13 protein-coding genes are annotated in these 20,293 nt (G+C 63.2%); 5 read left to right on the top strand and 8 right to left on the bottom strand.

Annotation, left to right across the window (positions count from 1 at the left end):
- The first annotated feature begins 49 nt into the window (after nt 1-49).
- Nucleotides 50-1,720, top strand: a complete 1,671-nt coding sequence (locus tag CK910_RS19410; protein ID WP_098984391.1) for an FAD-dependent oxidoreductase — start codon at nt 50-52, stop codon at nt 1,718-1,720.
- A gap of 91 nt (nt 1,721-1,811) precedes the next feature.
- Here CK910_RS19410 and CK910_RS19405 read toward each other — a convergent pair whose 3' ends face one another.
- The 5 genes from CK910_RS19405 to CK910_RS19385 are packed head-to-tail and all read right to left on the bottom strand — an operon-like array spanning nt 1,812 to nt 6,934.
- Nucleotides 1,812-2,240: an ion channel gene (locus CK910_RS19405; RefSeq protein WP_098984390.1), complete on the bottom strand. Its 429-nt coding sequence runs from the start codon at nt 2,238-2,240 to the stop codon at nt 1,812-1,814.
- Between the two features lies 1 nt (nt 2,241).
- Nucleotides 2,242-3,270: a DUF2955 domain-containing protein gene (locus CK910_RS19400; protein ID WP_098984389.1), complete on the bottom strand. Its 1,029-nt coding sequence runs from the start codon at nt 3,268-3,270 to the stop codon at nt 2,242-2,244.
- A gap of 8 nt (nt 3,271-3,278) precedes the next feature.
- Nucleotides 3,279-4,373, bottom strand: a complete 1,095-nt coding sequence (locus CK910_RS19395; RefSeq protein WP_098984388.1) for an HlyD family secretion protein — start codon at nt 4,371-4,373, stop codon at nt 3,279-3,281.
- Nucleotides 4,366-5,871 carry an efflux transporter outer membrane subunit gene (locus CK910_RS19390; RefSeq protein WP_253852742.1) on the bottom strand — a complete coding sequence of 502 codons (1,506 nt, stop codon included), beginning with the start codon at nt 5,869-5,871 and terminating at the stop codon, nt 4,366-4,368. Before CK910_RS19390 ends, CK910_RS19395 begins: the two co-directional genes overlap by 8 nt.
- Nucleotides 5,872-5,896: 25 nt before the next feature.
- Nucleotides 5,897-6,934: an AI-2E family transporter gene (locus CK910_RS19385; RefSeq protein ID WP_241278201.1), complete on the bottom strand. Its 1,038-nt coding sequence runs from the start codon at nt 6,932-6,934 to the stop codon at nt 5,897-5,899.
- 582 nt (nt 6,935-7,516) lie between these two features.
- Here CK910_RS19385 and CK910_RS19380 point away from each other — a divergent pair.
- Together CK910_RS19380 and pbpC are read left to right on the top strand one after the other, a co-directional pair.
- Nucleotides 7,517-12,418: an alpha-2-macroglobulin family protein gene (locus CK910_RS19380; protein WP_253852740.1), complete on the top strand. Its 4,902-nt coding sequence runs from the start codon at nt 7,517-7,519 to the stop codon at nt 12,416-12,418.
- A 19-nt stretch (nt 12,419-12,437) separates the two neighbouring features.
- A complete protein-coding gene (gene pbpC / locus CK910_RS19375; RefSeq protein WP_441296871.1) occupies nt 12,438-14,780 on the top strand; it encodes a penicillin-binding protein 1C in 2,343 nt (780 codons plus the stop codon).
- A 114-nt stretch (nt 14,781-14,894) separates the two neighbouring features.
- On the opposite strand, the gene CK910_RS19370 is transcribed toward pbpC, so the two are convergent.
- Nucleotides 14,895-15,854, bottom strand: coding sequence for a hypothetical protein (locus CK910_RS19370; protein WP_098984383.1), 960 nt, complete (start codon nt 15,852-15,854; stop codon nt 14,895-14,897).
- 190 nt (nt 15,855-16,044) lie between these two features.
- Between CK910_RS19370 and thiI the strand changes: the two genes are divergently transcribed.
- Nucleotides 16,045-17,493 (top strand): tRNA uracil 4-sulfurtransferase ThiI, encoded by a 1,449-nt coding sequence (thiI, locus tag CK910_RS19365; RefSeq protein ID WP_098984382.1) that lies wholly within the window; start codon nt 16,045-16,047, stop codon nt 17,491-17,493.
- Nucleotides 17,494-17,578: 85 nt separating this feature from the next.
- Here thiI and CK910_RS19360 read toward each other — a convergent pair whose 3' ends face one another.
- Entirely contained in the window at nt 17,579-17,971 is a 393-nt protein-coding gene (locus CK910_RS19360) for a hypothetical protein (RefSeq protein WP_042865809.1), read from the bottom strand.
- 104 nt (nt 17,972-18,075) lie between these two features.
- The gene (locus CK910_RS19355; RefSeq protein ID WP_042865810.1) at nt 18,076-18,708 is read right to left on the bottom strand and encodes a trimeric intracellular cation channel family protein; all 633 of its coding nucleotides are present in this window, start codon (nt 18,706-18,708) and stop codon (nt 18,076-18,078) included.
- 422 nt (nt 18,709-19,130) lie between these two features.
- On the opposite strand from CK910_RS19355, the gene flaA reads away from it, so the two are divergent.
- Nucleotides 19,131-20,042 (top strand): flagellin A, encoded by a 912-nt coding sequence (gene flaA, locus CK910_RS19350; RefSeq protein WP_098984381.1) that lies wholly within the window; start codon nt 19,131-19,133, stop codon nt 20,040-20,042.
- Nucleotides 20,043-20,293 lie beyond the last annotated feature (251 nt).

The following is a 20,293-nucleotide window of genomic DNA, read 5'->3' as shown; positions in this document are numbered from 1 at the left end:
TAGATATTACTAATGTAGTGGCAATCTGTAGTTAACCGGAGTCTTGCTGATGAAACGGATCCTGATTGTAGGCGGTGTGGCCGGTGGTGCCTCGGCGGCGGCCAGAGCCCGCCGTCTGAGCGAAACGGCCGAGATAGTGATGTTCGAGCGGGGCGAGTTTGTCAGCTTCGCCAACTGTGGTCTGCCTTATCATATCGGTGGCGACATTCAGGACCGCTCGGCTCTGCTGCTGCAGACGCCGCAGAGCTTCAAGCGCCGTTTCAACGTGGATGTGCGGGTCTTTCACGATGTGATCGACATCGACAGGGCCGGCAAGACACTCCTGGTGCGCAACCTGCTCACCGGCGAAGAGCGGCGCGAATCTTATGATCAGCTGTTGCTGAGCCCGGGGGCGGCCCCCATTCGCCCGCCTTTCCCCGGTATCGACAGCCCGGGCGTGCATACCCTTCGCAACATTCCGGACATGGACCGCATACTGGCGGCCCTGCAGCGCGATGATCCGCGCCACGTCACAGTGGTGGGGGGCGGCTTCATCGGGCTGGAGATGATGGAGGCACTGCACCAGCGCAAGCTGGATGTCACCCTGCTGGAGCTCTCTGATCAGGTGATGGCACCGGTGGACAGAGAGATGGCCAACATGCTCCATGCCCGCATCCGCGAAGAGGGGATCGACCTGCGACTGCGCACCGGCCTCTCGGCCATCGAGCGCCTGGACGGGCAGCCGGCGCAAACGGTCAGCACCGGTTTGCGGCTGACCCTGAGCGACGGCTCCCGGCTCGATACCGGCCTGCTGATCCTGGCCATCGGCGTCAAGCCAGAAACCCTGCTTGCCGCCAAGGCGGGGCTTGAGCTGGGGCCGCGCGGCGGTATCAAGGTGGATGCCAGCATGCGCACCTCGGATCCCTTCATCTATGCGGTGGGGGATGCGGTGGAAGAGACAGATTTTGTGACCGGCGAGTCCGTGCTGATCCCGCTGGCGGGCCCCGCCAACCGGCAGGGACGCATCGCCGCCGACAACATGCTGGGCCGAGCTGAAACTTACAAGAAGACCCAGGGCACCGCCATCTGCAAGCTGTTCGACCTGGCGGTGGCCAGCACGGGTCTCAACGAGAAACGGTTGCTGCAACTGGGGTTGCCGTTCGAGAAGGCCTATGTGCATCCGGGCAGTCACGCCGGTTACTACCCGGGCGCCCACCCGGTCAGCCTCAAGCTGTTGTTTGCCCCCGATGGCAAGATCTACGGCGCCCAGGCCATCGGCAAGGATGGGGTCGACAAGCGCATCGACGTGCTGGCGGTGGCCCAACGTGCCGGGCTCAGCGTGTTTGATCTGCAGGATCTGGAGCTCACCTATGCGCCGCCGTTCGGCTCGGCCAAGGATGTGATCAACATGGCGGGCTTCGTGGCGAGCAACCACTTGAAGGGGGACACCCTGCTCTGCCACGCCGCCGAGGTGCAGGCCCGTCACCCCCATCAACAGGTGCTGGATGTGCGCAACGGCCCCGAGCTCGACAAGCTGGGTCGCATCCCGGGTGCCCTGCACATCCCCCTCGATGAGCTGCGCGGTCGGCTTCACGAGTTGCCCAAAGAGAAGGAGCTGCTTATCAGCTGTCAGGTGGGCCTGCGCGGTCACGTGGCCTGCCGCCTGCTCAGCCAGCACGGCTTCAAGGTGAAGAACCTCTCCGGCGGCTTCAAAACCTGGCAGATGGCCACCGCCGAATAGCGCTGACCCCGAGGGGGATCAGAGTCAACATCAGTCAAAAGGCCACTCGGGGGAGTGGCCTTTTTGTTTTCGTTACTTGCCTGATGAATGGTTAGTGCGGCGTGTTGCCCAGTTGCTTGCGAACATGGTGTTGCAGGATCGCCAGCATGCAGGCGCCGGAGAGGCCTATCATCAGGGCGCCGTTGACCGCCTCGAGCGGCCCGAGCAGCTTCCACTGTGCGCTCATGACGATGTCGCCATAGCCCAGGGTGGCGAAGTTGACGCCCGAGTGGTAGATGGCCTCCTGCAGCGTATTGAACTCGCCCAGCCACAGGAACAGGGCGCCCCAGATACCGATCTGCGCCAGGTTGCCCAGCATCACCAGGGTGATGATGCCAAACAGCGCCAACACCCCGGCGAGCATGCCTTCCCGCTCACTGAATCGCTTGACGTAGAAGCGGATGCACCAGACGGACATCAGGGATTGCAACAGCATGTTGGCCAGGATCACCGGGATGCCGACCAGAAAAATGGAAAACATATCAGTCTCCTATCGATGCTTCTGCTAGTGGCCGGCCGACGGGCCAGCACTGTTCGAGCAGCCAGATACACAGCCAGCCGTAGCCGGCCACCAACAGATAGAGGCCGCAGCGCATCGCGGCCGCCAGCCAGACATCCTTGCCGGTGGCACTGTCCTCGATTGCCGGGCCAAACAGGATCAGCGCCGTGATCCAGGCGTTGCTCCAAAATGATGGTGGGAAGCGACCCCATACCAGCTGCGTCAGTCGTCGCGCCAGCCAGAGCGTCATCAAGCCCAGCATCAGTACCAGCATCAACAGGGAGGGCCAGAGGCTGAGTCCCAGCCAGAGCACAAACGCCAGCAGGGCGCCCATCAGCGTCGACAGCACCAGCTCCCGACCCGCCTGTCTGGCATTGAGCGAGCTGCTTTGCTGAGCCAGCATCACAGTCTTCATCACCGCCGGGATATAGAACGCCGGATTGCCGAGCGCCAGCAGCCACACCGGCAGCACGATCGCGACCGCCCGCAGGGCGAGGCGCTCGGGATACTCGGGGGGGCGTGGTTTGTGAGGCTCAGCCCCCGTTGGCATCGGTTGGGGTGGAAACAGAGCATGGGCCACCCGGTTGACCAGAGTGCCTATCAGGATCCCCAGCGCCATCATCTGGGCAATGGCGATGGCCAACGCCTGCTCGATGAGGCCGGCCACCGGGATCACTGTGATGGCCATGATGAGCAGCATGGCGGCCGCCCCCTTGCCTGCCATCGCCTGCTGCATCAGACCATGGAGCAGCAGTGCGACGAGCAGCACGGCCACCAGGGCATAATGAGTCAGCAGGGGCACCAGCAACACGCCACCAACCATCACGGTCAGCAGCAGGATCCCGCCCATCAGCCCTTTGCCAAGGCCGAGCGGCTCGCCGGGGCGGCACAGCACCACCCAGGCCATGATGACGCCGAGGTGCGGCATGGGCAGGGCCAGCCCGTAGCAGATCAGCGTCGCCAGTGCGATGCCGGTGCCAATGCGCAGTACTGCCCTGTCGGCGTTATGCATGTGACGCCTCAGTAGAGAAAGGAGCAGAGGCTCATCAGTCGGATATAGAGGGCCCCCAGCAGGTTCATCAGCCCATTCTCGCCGGCATAGACCAGTACGTCGGCCTGACCGCCAACCCGCAGACTGGCAACGGGGGGGAGATCATCGGCCCTGAAGGCGATCTTGACCGGGAAGCGCTGAGCCTGGCGCAGCCAGTCACGGTTGTTGTCCACGCTCGGCAAGGTGCCTGCCGGTTGGCTCTTGCCGTCGCCCACCCCGTAGCCGACGCTGCGCACCTCGCCTTCGAACAAACGGCCGGGCAGGCTGTCGAGCAGGATGGCGACCCTGTCACCGGCTTGAATGTGGCCGAGGTTGTTCTCCGTCATATCCGCCGACACCCAGACGTCGTGGATGGCGATCAGCGTCATGACCGAGGCGCCGGCGCCGATGAACTGGCCCGCATCGGTGCGAAGATCCGTGATGAGGCCGCGGCCGGGGGCCACCATCAGGGTGTTCTTGCGATCCAGCTCGGCCTTGTGCACCGCCGAGCGGGCGCTGAGCAGCTGGGAGTTGTTGTCCCCGTTCACCCCTGCGGCTTCGATGGCCCGGCGCACGTCGGCTTCGGCCGCTACCACCTGGCTCCTGGCTGTCTCGCGGCTGGCCTGGGCCACCTCGAGGCGGCGCACCGAGATGGCACCGGGATCCTCGCGATAGAGCCGCTCCTGGCGATCGGCATCCTTGGCTGCGTTGTCATAGGCCGCACGCATGGCCTGCAGGGCCGCCTCGGCGGCCTTGACCCCTTCACCGCTCGCCTTGACGCCGCTCAAGACCGTCTGGTAGTCGGAGCGGGCCTTGGCCAGCGCTATGTCATAGGGCTCGGCATCGATTTCGAACAGCGGAGCGCCGGCCTCTACGTCCTGGTTGTCGCGCACATACACCTGCTTGATCTGGCCAGCCACCTCGGCTGCGACGGGGATCACGAAGGCCTGCACGCGAGCCTGGGAGCTGTAAGGCGTCAGCCGGTCGGCCAGCAGATACCAGCCAAGCAGCAGGACGATTAACCCCAGCAGCCCTTGGGTGGCGCGGCGGCTGGCCTGACCGGGCGAGGCAGATCTGTCAGTCATGGGTGATTACCTTGATGGTCGTGGGTGGGGGCCGGGTGGCATCGAGCAGGGGAGCCCAGTCGGCGCGGGCTCTGAGCCGGGCATCGACCTCTGGGGTCACCAGGGCGCGCGTTCGTCCCGGTTCCCAGCCACCGCCGAGAGCCTTGTAGAGCGTGATGAGGTCGCGCATCTGGGCACCGCGACTGTTGACCAGGCGCTCCTGCTGGTTGAACAGGGCGCGCTGGGAGTCGAGTACCCGCTGGAAGTCGGCCATCCCCTCGCGGTACTGGGTGTTGGCGATGTCCAGAGAGCGACGGGCCGCCGCCCCTGTCTGGATCAGCAGGGCGAGCTCATCCTGGTCGTTGGCATAGGCCACGGCCGCATCGTCCACCTCGCGAGCCGCCTTGAACACGGTATCGCGATAGCGTTCGTGCAACTGCTGGAAGCGAGCATCCTGCACCAGGATCTGGTTGCCGAGCCGCCCCTGATCGAGCAGGTTCCAGCTCAGTGACGGCCCGACGGCCCAGGAGAAGGTCTCGCTGCTGCCGCTGGTCGCGCTGATCCCCAGGGTGCCGAGCAGGGTGATGGTGGGGTAGAGTTCGGCCTCTGCGACCCCGATCAGCGCCGACTGGGCGGCCAGTTGCCGCTCCGCGACGCGCACGTCGGGGCGACGGCGCAGCAAGTCTGCCGGCATCTCGGCGACCAGTGCGAGCGCACCTTGCGGGATCTTCCCGGTATGGCGGCTCATCTCCGGCAGCGGCCCCGGAGCCCTGGCAAGCAGGGTACTGAGGGCATTCTGACTCTGGCGCAGGTTGGTTTCGAGCTGCGGGATGCCGGAGAGGGTGCCGAGGTACTGGGTCTTGGCCTGCTGCACATCCAGTTCGGCGCTGTTGCCGCTTTTGAACAGCCGCTCGGTGATCTCCAGGCTGCGCTGCTGGATGCGGGCGTTCTCATTGGCTATCTGCAGGCGGGCCTCGACTGTGCGTATGCTCACATAGAGCTGGGCCACCTGGGCAATCATCAACACCTGCACATCGTCATACTGCGCCAGGGTGGCAAAGTAGTTGGCATCCGCCGACTCGACACCACGCTGGAACCTGCCCCAGAAGTCGAGTTCCCAGCCGAGGTTGAAGCCAGCGCCATAGCGACTGCCCGCGCTGCTGTGGCCGCTCTGGGTCTGGCCGGCCTGCAGCCATTCCCCCGTGCCCACAGTGGCTTGCGGGCCGAGCAGGCTCTCGGCTATGCCGAGCTGGGCCTGGGCCTCGAGGATGCGCAGGCCCGCGATCCGTACGTCCGGGTTTTTGACCAGAGCCTCCTCGACCAGCGCAGTCAGCACGGGGTCATTCAGCCGCTGCCACCACTGGTGATAGTCGAGAGAGCGAGCCGCTGCTGGCATCTCGTGCTGGCTGGCGTTCTGCCAGCTGGCTATCTCCTCGACTCGGGGCGTCTGATAGTCGGGGCCGAGCAGGGTACAGGCGCCGAGCAACAGGCATGCGCCCCCGGCAAGCAGGGGGCGCATGAGAGGCAGGTCGGGAGCCATAGGGTTATTGGCCCGTGCTGGCCAGACCTTCGTTGACCCAGGCCATGAAGATGCGATAGCCGATGGAGAGCAGGGTGGCCCCGATGAACATGCCGAGGATACCGCTGGTGGCCATGCCGCCCAGGGCGCCGAGCAGCACCACCGGCATGGGGGCATCGACACCACGCCCCAGCAGCAGCGGCTTGAGCACGTTGTCTGCCATGCCCGCTACTATCAGCAGTACAGAGTAAATGATGTTCACTACTGTGCCGTGATCGCCCGCCGCCCACATGTAAGCGATGGCGGGGCCTGTCACCAGAATAACGGGGACCTGGGCTATGCCCAGGATGAGGGCCAGGATAAAGAAGATGCCGACCGCCGGGATCCCTGCCAAGGACATGACGATGCCTGCCAGCAGGGCCTGAATGAAGGCGACCCCGATGACCCCTTGAGCGACGGCCCGTATGGTGCTGGTGCACAGCTTGGTCAGGGCGAGGCCCTTGCGCTCATCCGTGATGCGCATGGCGATGCGGTCGGCACTGACGGCACCTGCCGTGCCCCAGGCCATCATGATGCCGGCGACGATGAAGGAGACAACGAAGCCAAGCAAGCCGCCCCCCATGCTGGCCAGCATGCCGACGACTTGCTTGGCCAGATCTCCCAACTGCGGCCGGTAGCTGTTCACCAGGCTGGGCAGATCCTGCGAGGCTTTTGACCAGATGCCATGCAGCTTGGCGCCCACCAGCGGAATGCTGGCGATGTCAGCAGAAGGTGCCGGGATCACCAGAGTATTGTTGTCCATCTTGTCGACCAGGGCGCTGACGCTGTCGCCCAGCGAGCTGAGCATGGCCACGGTGGGGGCCACGATCAGCAGCACGCCAAGCAGCACCAACAGGGTCGATGCCCGCCCTTGCTTTCCCCCCAGCCGTGCGGCAAAGCGCTGGTGCAGCGGATAGAGGGTCACGGCCAGGATAAGGGCCCATAGCATCATGTTCATGAAGGGTGAAAAGACGGTAAAGCAGAAAGAACCCAACCCCATGATCAGACCAAACTTGATGAACATATCTAGGAATCTGGCAACTAGTCGTTTTTCAAAAAGAAACTGGTCATTATTTTCCATTTTGACGAAACCTCATGATTAACAAAGGGGGCATACTATTCGGTGTGGCTAACGTCCAAGCCGGCAATCACATAAATATAATTGGATCTTTCATGTCGCTATATTCATGGCTGCACATCATCTCGGATGATGTTTGTCGCAATGCATTGAATAAATTAGATGTTTATCAAGCTTCTTAAAGATGGATTCTCTTTGTAATTTCCATTTCGACATGTTCTAAAAACAGTTGCTGTCTGAGCGTGAACCATCGTTAACTTCAGTAAAGATGACAGTGACATTCAGTTTAGCCGGGGTTGATAGAAAGCATGTGGGTAGCGTCACACCAAGCATGGGTTTCGTAAGAGGTGCCCAATGACATGTCTGCCGGCTTGTTATTCGAACGACAACGCTATGGCCGTCTGGAATCACTGCTGAACAGCGAGGCGCTTGGCCTCCAGGAAATGAGTTTTGTGTCAAGCGAGTCGGATGTCTTATCCTGTTGCCTATCGCGCTGCTGTGGCAGCGATCCAATCCGGGATGGAACCTATGCGCCCCTTTGACCCTCGCCCTGCTGCCCACCACCTTGCTCCCCTGCGGCTTGCGCCGCGCCGGCGTCGCTGGTCTGCCTTGTTGTTGAGCGGACTGGCCGGTCTGCTCCTGGCCGGCTGCGGCCCTGACAAGCCCGCCACTCATGCCACAGCCAGTGCGCCGACTACGCAAACCGGCGCGCAGCAGGAGGCAGGAGCACCTGGCTCAGTGGTGCAGGCCAATGCCCGCCAATATAGAGACGCACCGGCGTTGGCGCTGGTCTTCTCCGGCCCGCTGGCGCCCAGGGCGAACTGGCAGAGCTGGCTGGCGGTGAGCCAGGGGGGCAAGCAGGTGCAGGGGGAGTGGATCCTGGCCGAGGATGGCCGCACCCTCTACTTCCCGCAGGTCGCACCCGACCAAAGCTACGAGGTGACCCTCAAATCGGGCCTGGGTCCTGAGCCCCAGCGCTGGACCCTCAAGACCCGGCCGCTGGAGGCGGGGGCCTCGTTTACCGCCAGCGGCATGGTGTTGCCGCTGCGCCAGGAGCTGCGCCTGCCCATCAGCGCGGTCAACGTGGATGAGGTCAATATCGACTTCTTCCGGGTCGATGCCGGCTATCTGCCGCGCTTCTTGGCCGAGTACAGACCCGGCGCCGGCATGGGCAACTGGGAGCTGGATCAGATCACCAGCCGCGCCAAGCGGGTATTCAGCGGCCGCTACGCGCTGGCGCTGGATGCCAACCGCCGCGAGACCCGCCTCATCAACGTCAAGGAGCCGCAGCTGGCCGAGGCCGGTGTTTACTTCGCCGTCATGTCCCCCCTTGGCAACTACGACTGGCGCAAGGAGACCACCTATTTCGCGGTGAGCGACATGGGGCTCAGTGCCCGCCGTTACCGGGATCAGCTGGAGGTGTTTGTCAGCTCGCTGGCGAGTGCGGATCCCCTCAAGGAGGTACAGCTCTCCCTGCTCGATGAGAAGGGCAACCGGCTGCAGGTGCAGACCAGTGACAATCAGGGCCATCGCCGCTTCGACCAGGTGCAGGGCGCCCGCCTGCTGCTGGCCGAGCAGGGCAGCCATCTGGCTGTGCTGCGCCTCGATGGCGCCGCGCTGGATCTCGCCGCCTTCGATCTCGGCACCCAGCCCTGGCAGGCCCAGCAGTTGTATCTGTTCAGCGGGCGGGATCTCTATCGTCCCGGCGAGCGGCTGGACAGCGAGATCCTGCTCAAGGGGCAGGATGGCCAGCTGCTGCCGGGAATGGCGGTGGAGCTGGAGGTGAAACAGCCGGACGGCCAGCTGCTCGAACAGAAACGGCTGCTGCCGGACAGCCTGGGGGCCGCCCACTACGGTCTGCGCCTGCCGGATGACGCGCCGCTCGGGCGCTGGACCATCAGCCTGAAAACCGCCGCTGGCAGCCGCTTCGAGTGGCCCTTCCTGGTGGAGGAGTTCCTGCCGGAGCGGCTCAAGCTGCAACTTGGCAAGGGGCCGGATGGCGAATTGCTGACCCCGCAAGAGGCGCTCACCCTACCGTTGCAGGGGGATTATCTCTACGGCGCCCCCGCCAGCAACACCAAGGCGAAGGCCGACGTGAAAATAAGCCGCGCGGCCATGCCTTTCACCCAGTGGCAGGAGTTCACCCTGGGGGACGTGCTGCTCGCCGAGCAAACCAAGGAGCTGGAACCCCTCAACCTCACCCTGAATGAACAGGGGCAGGGGACCTTCTCGCTGGCAGATGAGCTGGATGGCGTGCGCGCCCTCGGACCGCTGGAGGTAGCCTATCGGGTGTCGCTCTCCGAGCCAGGCGGTCGCGCCGTCAATCGCAGTCGCACCCAGTACGGTTGGCCGGCGGGCAGCCAGTGGCCGGCCCTCAGGGCCGATTTCGTGGCGGACAGGGTGGAAGGGGGCAAGCCGCTGCCCTTCCAGATCCTCAACCTGGATGACAAGGGCCAGCCGGTGGCGGGCGAGGTGAAGGTGCGACTGGTCAACGAATACCGCGACTACTACTGGCACTACGCCGACGGCGAGGGGTGGAAGTACGAGTTCAACAGCCAGCCCTATCTGGAACAGGAGCAGATCTTGCAACTCGATGGCAAGGGGCCGACCGCCCTCAGTTTGCAACTGGCGGCGGGCTGGTATCGAGTGGAGGTGGAGAACAGTCAGGGCCATCAATCCAGCCTGAGGGTCGAGATCGGCAGTTACGCCTGGGGCGGCGGTGGTGAGCAGGCGCGGCCTGACAAGATTGCCATCAGCCTCGACAAGCGCGCCTATCAGGCCGGCGACAAGGCGAAGGTGACCCTGGTTGCCCCCCGTGCCGGCAAGGGACTGCTGCTGGTGGAAGATGGCGACGGCCTGCGCTGGTGGCAGCGTATCGAGCTGCGAGCCGAAGGCGGCGGATCGGCAGAGGCGCGCGGCGAGTTCGAGATCCCCGTGAGCCCAGAGTGGCAGCGTCATGATCTGCATATCTCAGCCCAGATCGCCGCTCCCGACAGCGAATCAAAGCCGGTGAGCCAAAAGAGCGTGCAGAGTCTACGTTCGGTCGGGCTGGTGCCGCTCACCCTGGACAGAGAAGCCCGCCGCCTGCCGCTCAGCCTGAGTGCGCCGGACAAGGCGGTGCCGCTCACCCGTTTCGAGGTAACCGCCACCTCCACTCCCAATAGTCAGGGGCGAGTGGTATTGGCGGCGGTGGATCGGGGCGTGCTCAATATCAGCGATTACCAGCCCCTCTCCCCGTTCGAGATCTTCTTTGGCCGCAAGCGCTTCGCGCAAGACTTGTTCGACAACTACGGTCAGGTGATACCGCCGCAGGATGGCAAGCTGGCCCGCCTCAACTACGGCGGCGATGCCCCGGCGCTGAAGAAGGGCGGTGCGCTGGAGAGCCGGGTCGAGATCGCCGCGCTCTGGAGCGGTGAGGTGAGTTTTGACGAGAGTGGCAAGGCGGTGATCCCGCTCGACCTGCCCAACTTCAACGGCGAGCTGGCGCTGATGGCGCTGGCCTGGAACGCGCAGCAGGTGGGGGAGGCCGAGCGCGCCGTCAAGGTGGTGGCACCGCTGGTGGCCGAGATCGGCTGGCCACGCTTTGGGGCCAGGGGGGATCAGACCCGCGCCCTGATGCAACTGCGCAACATGAGCGGCGAGGATCAGAGCCTGTCGCTGGTCTGGACCCTGACCGGCGGCTTGCAGGCGGGCGGTGAACTGCCCGAGACGTTGACGCTTAAAAACGGCGAGGAGCAGTGGCTGACCCTGCCGCTCACAGTGACCGGGGCGAGCGGGGTGGCCCGCCTGCAACTGGCGGCGAGCGGCAAGGGCTTTGCGATAAGCCGCGACTGGTCGCTACCGCTGCGCTCCCCCTGGCCTGCCCAGACGCGCCAGCGTTACCAGATGCTGACTCCAGGTCAGCAGATGAGCTTTGCCCAGAGCGAACTGGCCGGGCTGGATCCCGCCAACCTGCAGGGGCTGCTCAGCCTCTCAGGTACGCCACCCTGGGATCCGGCGGCCCAGTGGCAGGCGCTGGCCGATTATCCCTACGCCTGTCTGGAGCAGACCCTGTCCCGCGCCTGGCCTTACTTGCTGACCACGGTGGATGAGCGTGCGGTCTGGGCTAAACCTGCAGAGGGGAGCAAGCCGGTGAGCGAGGCGGATCTGCAGCGCACCCTGCTGCAGCGGCTGCAACGGTTGCAACTGCCGAGCGGCGGCTTTGGCCTGTGGGATGGTCGCTCCGACGAGGAGCAGTGGCTCACCGCCTATGCGGCCGACTACCTGCTGACCCGCAAGGAGGCCGGCGACGCCGTGCCCGAGGCCATGTTGAGTCAGGCCCTCAATCGCCTGCAGAGCTACCTCACCGACAGCCAGTACGGCGAGCGCTGGAGCAGTGCCCCCGAGCATAGCCGGTTGGCCTATCAGGCCTACAGCGCCTATGTGCTGGCGCGGGTGGGCAAGGCGCCGCTCGCCACCCTGCGCCTCATCTGGGAGCAGCAGGCGGATCACGCCCGCTCAGGCCTGCCGCTCTTGCACCTCTCGCTGGCGCTTTCGGCCATGGGGGATGAGCAGAATGCCGCCAAGGCCCTGGCTCGGGCATTGGCGACCGAGCGCGGTGAGGATTATCTGGGGGATTACGGCTCACCGTTGCGCGATGATGCCCTTGCGCTTTCGTTGCTGCGCCAGCACAAGCTGGCCGAGGATCGCTGGCCTGCGCTGAGCGCCAGGGTGGCCGATACCCTGGCTCATCGTCAGTGGCTCAGCACCCAGGAGCGCCTCGCCCTGCTGCGGCTGGCGCAAGTTGATCCCGCCGCCGACTGGCAGGCAAGGCTAGTGTCAATCAATGGCGATCATCCCGTTGCCGGTAAAAACAGCCTGCAGATCGGCGCCCCCGAGGCCCTGGCGGCCGCTGCCGTGACCAACGAGGGCAAGGGCTCCCTGTATGTGCAGCGCACCCTGGTAGGCTACCCGGAGCAGGCGCCCGCGCGCATCAGCCAGGGCATGAGCGTGACCCGCAGCTGGTTCAATGCCGATGGTAAGCCGCTCGATCCGGCCAAGGTGCGGGTCGGCGATCTGGTGGTGGTGCGGCTCAATGTGAGCAGCGAGCAGACTGTGCCCGACGCCCTGCTGGTGGAGATGCTGCCGGCGGGTTTCGAGCTGGAAAACCCGGCCCTTGGCACCAGCATCAAGCTCGAGGAGCTCAGCATAGAGGGCAAACCTGCGTGGCAGAGCGAGTGGAACGACTACCTCAAGCATCAGGAGTTTCGTGACGACCGCTACACGGCGGCGCTGGATCTGAGCGAGGGGGGCAATCAGCAGCTGGTCTACCTGATGCGGGCCGTGACCCCGGGCCGTTATCAGGTGCCGCCGACCCAGGTGGAGGATATGTACCGGCCGGAGCTGCGGGCGGTCGGGCAGGATATTCACGAGGTGATCATCTCTGAGTAACGCCCCCTTGCTGGAGACGATTCTCCCGGCCACCTTCTGGCAACGTGGCCGTTTGTGGTTGCGCCAGACTTGGCTTGTGCTGCGGCATCTGCCCCGCTGGCTGCGCCTGACGGGGCTGTTATTGGCTGGCGTGATCCTGTTGTTGCTGGTGCTGGATCGCGCCTTTCCGCCGCCACCGCTGGATCCCGCCTTTGCGCGGGTGGTGCTCGACATCAAGGGGAGGCCGCTGCGGGCCTTCGCCGATACCAGCGGGGTGTGGCGCTATCCCGTGACCCTGGAGCAGGTCTCCCCCCGCTATATAGAGGCGCTGCTGGGCTACGAGGATCGCTATTTCTGGCGCCATCCCGGGGTCAACCCTGTGGCCATGGTGCGCGGCATCGGTCAGTGGCTGCGCTATGGTCGTGCCGTCTCGGGGGGCTCGACCCTCACCATGCAGGTGGCCCGCCTCATTGAGCCCTATCACAGGAGCGTGCCCGGCAAGCTGCGCCAGATGGCGCGGGCGCTGCAACTGGAGTGGCACTATGACAAGCGCACCCTGCTTACCGTTTACCTCAATCGGGCGCCGTTTGGCGGCAACCTCGAAGGGGTGCAGGCGGCCAGCTTTGCCTATCTGGGCAAGAGTGCGGCCAAACTCACCCATGCCGAGGCCGCCCTGCTGGCGGTGCTGCCGCAGGCCCCCAGCCGTTACCGGCCGGACAGGCACCCGGATCGCGCCCGCGCCGCCCGTGACAAGGTGATGCAGCGACTGGTCAGGCAGGGGGCCTGGCCGGAGGCAGTCTGGACGGAGGGGCGCATCGAACCCGTGCTGGCGCGCGGCCACTTCACCCCCATGGAGGCACCGCTGTTTGCCCGCCTCGCCGCCGACAGCCAGCCGGGGGCCCTGGTGCACACCACCATAGACGGGGATCTGCAGCGCTGGCTTGAGGCGCGGGTGGAGAGCTATATCCGCCGTTTCCCGGAGCAGACCTCCGCCGCCCTGCTGTTGGTGGACAACAGAACCATGGCGGTGCGCGCCTACGTGGGCAGCGCCGAGTACGGCAACTTGAGGCGCCACGGTTACCTCGACATGGTGCAGGCGATCCGCTCCCCCGGCTCCACCCTCAAGCCCTTCATCTACGGTCTGGCGCTCGATGCCGGGCTGGTGCACTCCGCCTCCCTGCTCTCCGATGCCCCCAGATTGGGATCCGACTATAGGCCCGCCAACTTTACCGGCGCCTTTCAGGGGCCCGTGACCCTGACCCAGGCGCTGCAGCAATCCCTCAACGTGCCGGCCGTGCAGGTACTGGAGGCGCTGGGGCCCGCTACCCTGGTCAATCGACTGGACAACGCCGGGGTCAGGCTGGCCCTCTCCGACAGGCCCAACCCCGCCATTGCGCTGGGGGCGGCGGGCATTCGGCTGGAGCAGCTGGTGGCGCTCTACAGTGCGCTCACCCGGCAGGGACAGGTGGCGATGCCGGTCTGGCTGGCGGGACAACAGGCGGTCTCGCGACCCTTGCTGAGCCCGGGAGCCGCCTGGATCATCTGGCAGATCTTGAGTGCACAGGGGCGGGCGGATCAGCCCTTTGCCAGCGAGGCGACCGGCCGGGTCAACCGGCTGGCCTGGAAGACGGGCACCAGCTATGGCTATCGCGACAGCTGGGCGCTGGGGGTCTCCGGTCGCTGGACCATTGGTGTCTGGCTGGGGCGCCCGGACGGCACCCCCTTGCCCGGTTTTTACGGCCAGAGTGCGGCCGTGCCGCTGCTGCTCTCCGTCTATTCGCGGCTGGGGGACAACAGCCCCTTGCCGGTGCAGCCCAATACGGTGAGCGAGGCCGACATCTGCTGGCCGCTCGGGCGGCGGGTGAGTACCACCCTGCCAGAGGCCTGCCTGCAACAACAGAGCGCCTGGCTGCTGGACGAGCGGGATCCCCCCACCTTGCCGGACCCCATGGATTGGCCCTCACCGCTGCGCCAGGTGGCGCTGACCGAGCAGGGAAACCCCACCCTGGCGCGCTGCAGTGATGCGACCCACTCACGTTGGCGAGCGCTCTGGCCGCTCTCGCTGGAACCCTGGCGGGCGCCGGGGGAACGGCGCACGGCGCTGCTGGCAAGCCATTGCGCGGGGGAGGGGCAGAGTGCCGAGCTGCAGGCGCCTATTCGCATAGTGGCGCTGGGGGAGGGCAACCTTATCCGCAGCCAGCGCTATCGCCTGCAACCCAGGGTGCTGGGTGGCGTGGGCAAGCCGTTCTGGTTTCTCAACGGCCAGCGGCTGCGTTGGGACGGGGATCAGGTATTGAGCGAGGCGGGGCGCTACCAGCTGGTGGTGGTGGATGAGGCGGGCAACAGCGACAGAGTCGAATTTCGGCTGGAAAACCCCTCCTGAGGAGACTCCTGATCCGCGCTGACCAAGCGCCAGAATATTGACGGCGCCTCATGTCACCAAGACGGGATCAGGCTGTGAGCCGATCCCGTTGGACCATATTGGCGGCCGGCGGGCTCAGGGTTTGACTTGCCCCAGCCGGGTGAAGAAGTGCTGGCTCTTGCGCTGATGGAAGTGGCTCTTCTTGATGGGATGGAAGATGAGCGCCGTATCCGGGTGGCTCGCCTTGAGCCGATGGATCATCGCCATGGCCGGTAAGCCAGTACTGACGAGCGTGGTGAGTGGCAGACACTGGGTCTCTGCCCCCAGCAGCAGGTTGAGCCCTTGCTGGGCCTGCTCGAATCGCGTCATGACGGCGGGGTCGGCGTAGCCGCTGCCCAGCATGGCGAGCAGGGCATCGAGGGCCTGATGAAATGCCGCCAGCTGTTGGCGAAAACCGCTGCGGGCCCGCAGGGCGATAAGCTCCTCGAAGGGGATCTCGGCGAGGTGAGTGGGCACTCGCAACGGGATCTCGAGGTGGAAGCAATCCTGACCGCCCCGGTTATGGTAGCGGGATTCGAGCAGGTGCAGCAATCGGTCCAGATAGTCGTGATCCGTGATGAGGGCCCCCTCATTGGCGAGCGCCCACTCACGGGCGAGACGCATGGAGAGCAGATTCGCGAAGCGCCGCGCCATCCTGATCCCCCCCTCGTCCTGGCTGGCAAAGCCGGTGGCGAGACAATAGCCGTGCAGCCGCTCGAGGCCATCCTGAGCCGGGCAGAAACAGTCGTGATTGCTGGCCTGACGCCAGCGGCCGATGAGCTCCTTGTTGCCAAACACCTTGTGGCGGACGAAGTCAGGGGCGATAAGGCCGTCGAGCTGGCTCTCCAGCTGCGGGGTGATGTTGGCGAAGAAGCTGGCATCGGGCCGCTCGGCCAGCAGATCGGTCTGCTGGCGCAGGGTTTCCAGCAGGGCGGTCAGGCCGCTCTTCTCGCTGACGGTAAAGACGAAGGCGAGCCGCTCCAGATAGATCAGGGCAAACTTGAGCCAGAGTTCATCCCGCACTTCCATGCCGGGGTAGTAGATATAGGTCTTCATCGAATCGATCTGTTATCAAGACTGTTGCCAAGCCGCAGGCTGGGGAATATACGCAAGATCGCCGTCTGGCGGCAAACATTGCGTGGGGAATTGTGCGGGGGAATGTGAGCGGGTGCTCAGCCAGTAGGCGCTGGCCCCAAACTTCTGATATAATTCGCGCCCTTAAATCGAGGCCACCCGAGTCATCATCATGAAGTTCATTATCAAGCTGTTCCCGGAAATCACCATCAAGAGCAAGTCAGTGCGCCAGCGCTTCACCAAGATGCTGCAGGGCAACATCCGCAACGTGTTGCGCCGCTTTGACGAAGATGCCCGCGTGCGGATGGACTGGGACAAGCTGATAGTGAGCTCGCGCAACGACCAGTTCCACGCCCAGTATCTGGAGACCCTGGCCTGCATCCCCGGCATCCAGTATTTCCTTGAAGTGAAGCTGAGCAACTTTACCGACCTGCACGACATCTTCGAGCAGACTCGCGCCGTCTGGGGGGATCGCCTGAAAGGCAAGACCTTCTGCGTGCGTGCCCGCCGGGTCGGCAAGCACGACTTCAGCTCTCTGGAGCTGGAGCGCTATGTGGGTGGTGGCCTGAACCAGCATTGCGAAACCGCCGGTGTGCGCCTGAAAAAACCCGATATCCAGGTCAACCTGGAGGTGGAAAATGACGAGCTCTACATCATCAGCGCCGTTCACCACGGCATGGGCGGTTTCCCCATGGCGACCCAGGAAGACGTGTTGAGCCTGCTGTCCGGCGGCTTCGACTCCGGCGTTGCCTCCTACCAGTTCATCAAGCGCGGCTGCCGGGTGCATTACTGCTTCTTCAATCTGGGCGGGGCCGCTCACGAGATCGGCGTCAAGCAGGTTGCTTATTACCTCTGGAGCAAGTTCGGTGCCTCCCACAAGGTGCGCTTCACCGCCATCGACTTCGAGCCTGTGGTGGCGGAGATCCTCGAGAAGATCGACAACGGCCAGATGGGCGTGGTGCTCAAGCGCATGATGATGCGTGCCGCCGGCCAGGTGGCCGAAACCTTCCAGATCCCGGCGCTGGTGACTGGCGAATGCGTGGGTCAGGTCTCCAGCCAGACCCTCACCAACCTCAACGTCATCGATCGGGTGACCGACAAGGTGATCCTGCGCCCCCTCATCACCTGGGACAAGCCGGATATCATCGCTGAGGCCCGCCGCATCGGTACCCTGGAGTTCGCCGAGACTATGCCGGAGTATTGCGGCGTCATCTCCAAGAAGCCGACCATCAAGGCCGTGCTGTCCAACATCGAGGTGGAAGAGGGCAACTTCGACTTCGCCATCCTGGACAAGGTGGTGAGCGAGGCGCGCTATCTCGACATCCGTCGCATCGGCGAGGAGACTTCCGCCCAAGTGCAGGAGGTCGAGACGACCGAGGTGCTGGCCGCCGATGAGGTTGTGCTGGATATCCGCTCCAGCGATGAGCGCGACGAGAAGCCGCTGGTGGTGGAAGGTCGCGAGGTGCTGCACCTTCCCTTCTTCAAGCTGGCCACCGCCTTTGGCGATCTGCCAAAAGAGAAGACCTACCTGCTCTACTGCGATCGCGGCGTGATGAGCAAGCTGCAGGCGCTCTATCTGAAAGAGAAGGGCTTTGACAATGTGAAGGTGTACCGCCCGTAACGGCATACGCGTTCCATAAAAAAATCCGGCCAATGTGCCGGATTTTTTTATGGAACGCTGATTGCATCCTGACGTCGTGCGCGGCTCAGGGGCAGGGGACGGGTGTAAAGGTCGATTGCCCCTGACAGCGCCAGCCCATTTCGGCTTGCCGCATCTGCCACAGGTTGTTGCTGCGAAACAGGGTCAGGATGTAGATCATGTCGCTCTTGTTGCCATCAAGGGCCACCGAGAGCACCAGATCGTTGTCCAGCTGTTGTGCCTGGATACGACTGGGTATGTCGCTGTGGCCGACGAAACGCAGCGCCACTTCACGATAATCATTGACCCAGGTTTGCTGGGCAGTGCTTGCCTGGCGGATCTGCTGGTTGAACTGCTGTACCGGGGTAGAAGCCAGTCGTCCGAACAGTACCTGTGCATCGGCTTGCGCCGTTGCCACATTCATCAGTAACAGGGAAGTGATGAGCCCAAGTTTTTGCATGAGGGATTCCGGCTTACAACGACTGGATCCTATGACAACAGAAAAGCCTGCTTGGTTCAACGTAACGAGGCCGGGAGTGCGACATGGCGCCCCCGGCCTGGATATCAATGGCGTTGCAGCGAGAAGGTGGGCAGTGACAGGTGCCAGTAGATGGCGGCAACCCGCAAACCGAACACGGCCGTCATGCAGATGAGCATGGCGGTGACCCTGTCCATATTGACCTCAAGCGCCAGGGTGTAGAGGATGCCGCCCAGGATGCAGGCGGTGGCATAGATCTCCTTTTGCAGCACCATGGGCACCTCCCGGGCCAGCACATCGCGGATCATGCCGCCAGCCACCCCTGTCATGGTTCCCATGATCACGGCAATCAGGCCGGGGGAACCAAAGTTGAGGGCCTTCTGGGTGCCGATCACGGTGAAGAGGGCCAGCCCGAAGGCATCCGCCACCGGCAGCACATACCAGGGCATGCGACGGGGCAGCTTGACCATCCACATGCCGATCAGCGCCGTGGCGATAACGACCCAGATATAGAGAGGGTCACGCACCCAGAACACGGGGGTGGCCCCCAGGATCATGTCACGTATGGTACCGCCACCAATGGCGGTGACGGCTGCCAGCACCATGACGCCGAAGCCATCCATCCTGAGCCGCCCCGCAACCAGCACGCCAGAAAACGCGAATACCGCAGTACCAAACATGTCGCTGATGTAAACAATCTGCTCAACCAGTGTCTGCATGGAGAACAACTCACGTCCAATTGTTGATGGGGCCGCGATTTTAGGGGCTGGGCCAGCATCTGACCAATGGCTGCCTGCAAAAGTGGGAGCCAGACCAAGTTTTTGCAGGCGGGATGGGTGGGAGGCAGAGGGGACGTGGCTGCTGGCTTGAGGCGGGAGCCGCAGCTGGCAAGGGGGCTGTGCTTCTCATTGTCCTCCGCCTGTGCCTGCATCCTGCTGATAAGGGGCACTTTTTGAATTTTTTCCCTTAAGTCCTGCGAGAATGTGCCGATAAATAGGGTAAGCGGCGTTAATGCGATGAAGCGTTAAAAATAATGCTAAAGACATCGAAAAAGAGGCCGTTAAATAAGACGCATCGGACATGAAAGACAATAAAGTTCGAGCAAATTAGATAGTAAATTTAATAGCTTAGGAGAATGGTCATGGGTCTTTATATCAATACGAACGTTTCATCGCTCAACGCTCAGCGTAACCTGATGAACACCAACAAATCTCTGGATACTTCCTACACCCGCCTGGCATCTGGTCTGCGCATCAACAGCGCAAAAGATGATGCCGCCGGTCTGCAAATATCCAACCGTTTGACCTCCCAGATCAATGGTCTGGATCAAGGTAACCGCAACGCCAACGATGGTATTTCCGTTGCCCAGACCGCTGAAGGCGCCATGGACGAAGTGACCTCCATGCTGCAACGGATGCGTACCCTGGCTCAGCAATCCGCTAACGGCTCAAACAACACGGATGACCGTACCGCGTTGCAGCAAGAGTACTCCCAGCTGATGACTGAAATCGACCGCGTGGCCAAAGACACCACCTTCGGTGGCCAGAACCTGCTCAAGGGCGGTTACGTGGGCTCCTTCCAGGTCGGTGCCGATGCGGGTCAGACCATTACCTTCCGGATGACCACAGCCTTTACCATCTCGGGCATGGCTTCAGCAACCAGCGGCAGTGCGACTGTGGCGACCACTGCCTCAGGTGAACCTTATGCAATCACCAAGACGGCGGGAACACCGGTCAGCTCCACCAGTATGTCGACCATCACTGCAGCAAGTTCCGCCCAGTCGGCCATGGCCAACTTGGACTTCATGATCAAGGTTGTGGACAGCAAACGAGCTGAATTGGGTGCGGTACAGAACCGGTTTGACTCGACCATTCGCAACCAGGCGAACGTGTCCGAGAACGTTAGTGCGGCCCGCTCACGGATCCGTGATGCAGATTTCGCGACAGAAACCGCCAACCTGACCAAGCAGAACATTCTGCAACAGGCTGCATCGACCATACTGTCACAGGCAAACCAGCGTCCTCAGTCAGCCCTCTCGCTGCTGCAGGGCTAACAAAAGAAAACAGGGCGGTTGTTCAGGCCGCCCTGGTCAAGAGATGGAACAAAGGGGTGTTCGGGTTTGCACTCTGTTCTATCGGGAGAGAATCAATTCTCTATTACTAATGCCAAGTGTTGTCCAGCTGTTCAGTTCTGTCACCCTTGGTCGTATTCTCCTGAGCATATGCTCATTTTAGGCCGGATTTTCCGGCCTCTTTTTTATTGTGCCGTCAAATTGACGCCACTCCATCATAGCAAGCACAAACC

The sequence above is a fragment of the Aeromonas sp. CA23 genome, from assembly GCF_002587065.1.
Classification (GTDB): Bacteria; Pseudomonadota; Gammaproteobacteria; order Enterobacterales; family Aeromonadaceae; genus Aeromonas; species Aeromonas bestiarum.
The sequence above is the reverse complement of the archived record's forward strand: the minus strand, read 5'-3'. Positions and strand labels throughout refer to the sequence as shown.

What these genes read in the sequence shown, in the direction of transcription:
- CK910_RS19410 (WP_098984391.1), top strand. Translation starts at nt 50, where the DNA reads ATGAAACGGATCCTGATTGTAGGCGGTGTGGCCGGTGGTGCCTCGGCG.
- CK910_RS19405 (WP_098984390.1), bottom strand. Translation starts at nt 2,240, where the DNA reads ATGTTTTCCATTTTTCTGGTCGGCATCCCGGTGATCCTGGCCAACATG.
- CK910_RS19400 (WP_098984389.1), bottom strand. Translation starts at nt 3,270, where the DNA reads ATGCATAACGCCGACAGGGCAGTACTGCGCATTGGCACCGGCATCGCA.
- CK910_RS19395 (WP_098984388.1), bottom strand. Translation starts at nt 4,373, where the DNA reads ATGACTGACAGATCTGCCTCGCCCGGTCAGGCCAGCCGCCGCGCCACC.
- CK910_RS19390 (WP_253852742.1), bottom strand. Translation starts at nt 5,871, where the DNA reads ATGCGCCCCCTGCTTGCCGGGGGCGCATGCCTGTTGCTCGGCGCCTGT.
- CK910_RS19385 (WP_241278201.1), bottom strand. Translation starts at nt 6,934, where the DNA reads ATGTTCATCAAGTTTGGTCTGATCATGGGGTTGGGTTCTTTCTGCTTT.
- CK910_RS19380 (WP_253852740.1), top strand. Translation starts at nt 7,517, where the DNA reads ATGCGCCCCTTTGACCCTCGCCCTGCTGCCCACCACCTTGCTCCCCTG.
- CK910_RS19370 (WP_098984383.1), bottom strand. Translation starts at nt 15,854, where the DNA reads ATGAAGACCTATATCTACTACCCCGGCATGGAAGTGCGGGATGAACTC.
- thiI (WP_098984382.1), top strand. Translation starts at nt 16,045, where the DNA reads ATGAAGTTCATTATCAAGCTGTTCCCGGAAATCACCATCAAGAGCAAG.
- CK910_RS19360 (WP_042865809.1), bottom strand. Translation starts at nt 17,971, where the DNA reads ATGCAAAAACTTGGGCTCATCACTTCCCTGTTACTGATGAATGTGGCA.
- CK910_RS19355 (WP_042865810.1), bottom strand. Translation starts at nt 18,708, where the DNA reads ATGCAGACACTGGTTGAGCAGATTGTTTACATCAGCGACATGTTTGGT.
- flaA (WP_098984381.1), top strand. Translation starts at nt 19,131, where the DNA reads ATGGGTCTTTATATCAATACGAACGTTTCATCGCTCAACGCTCAGCGT.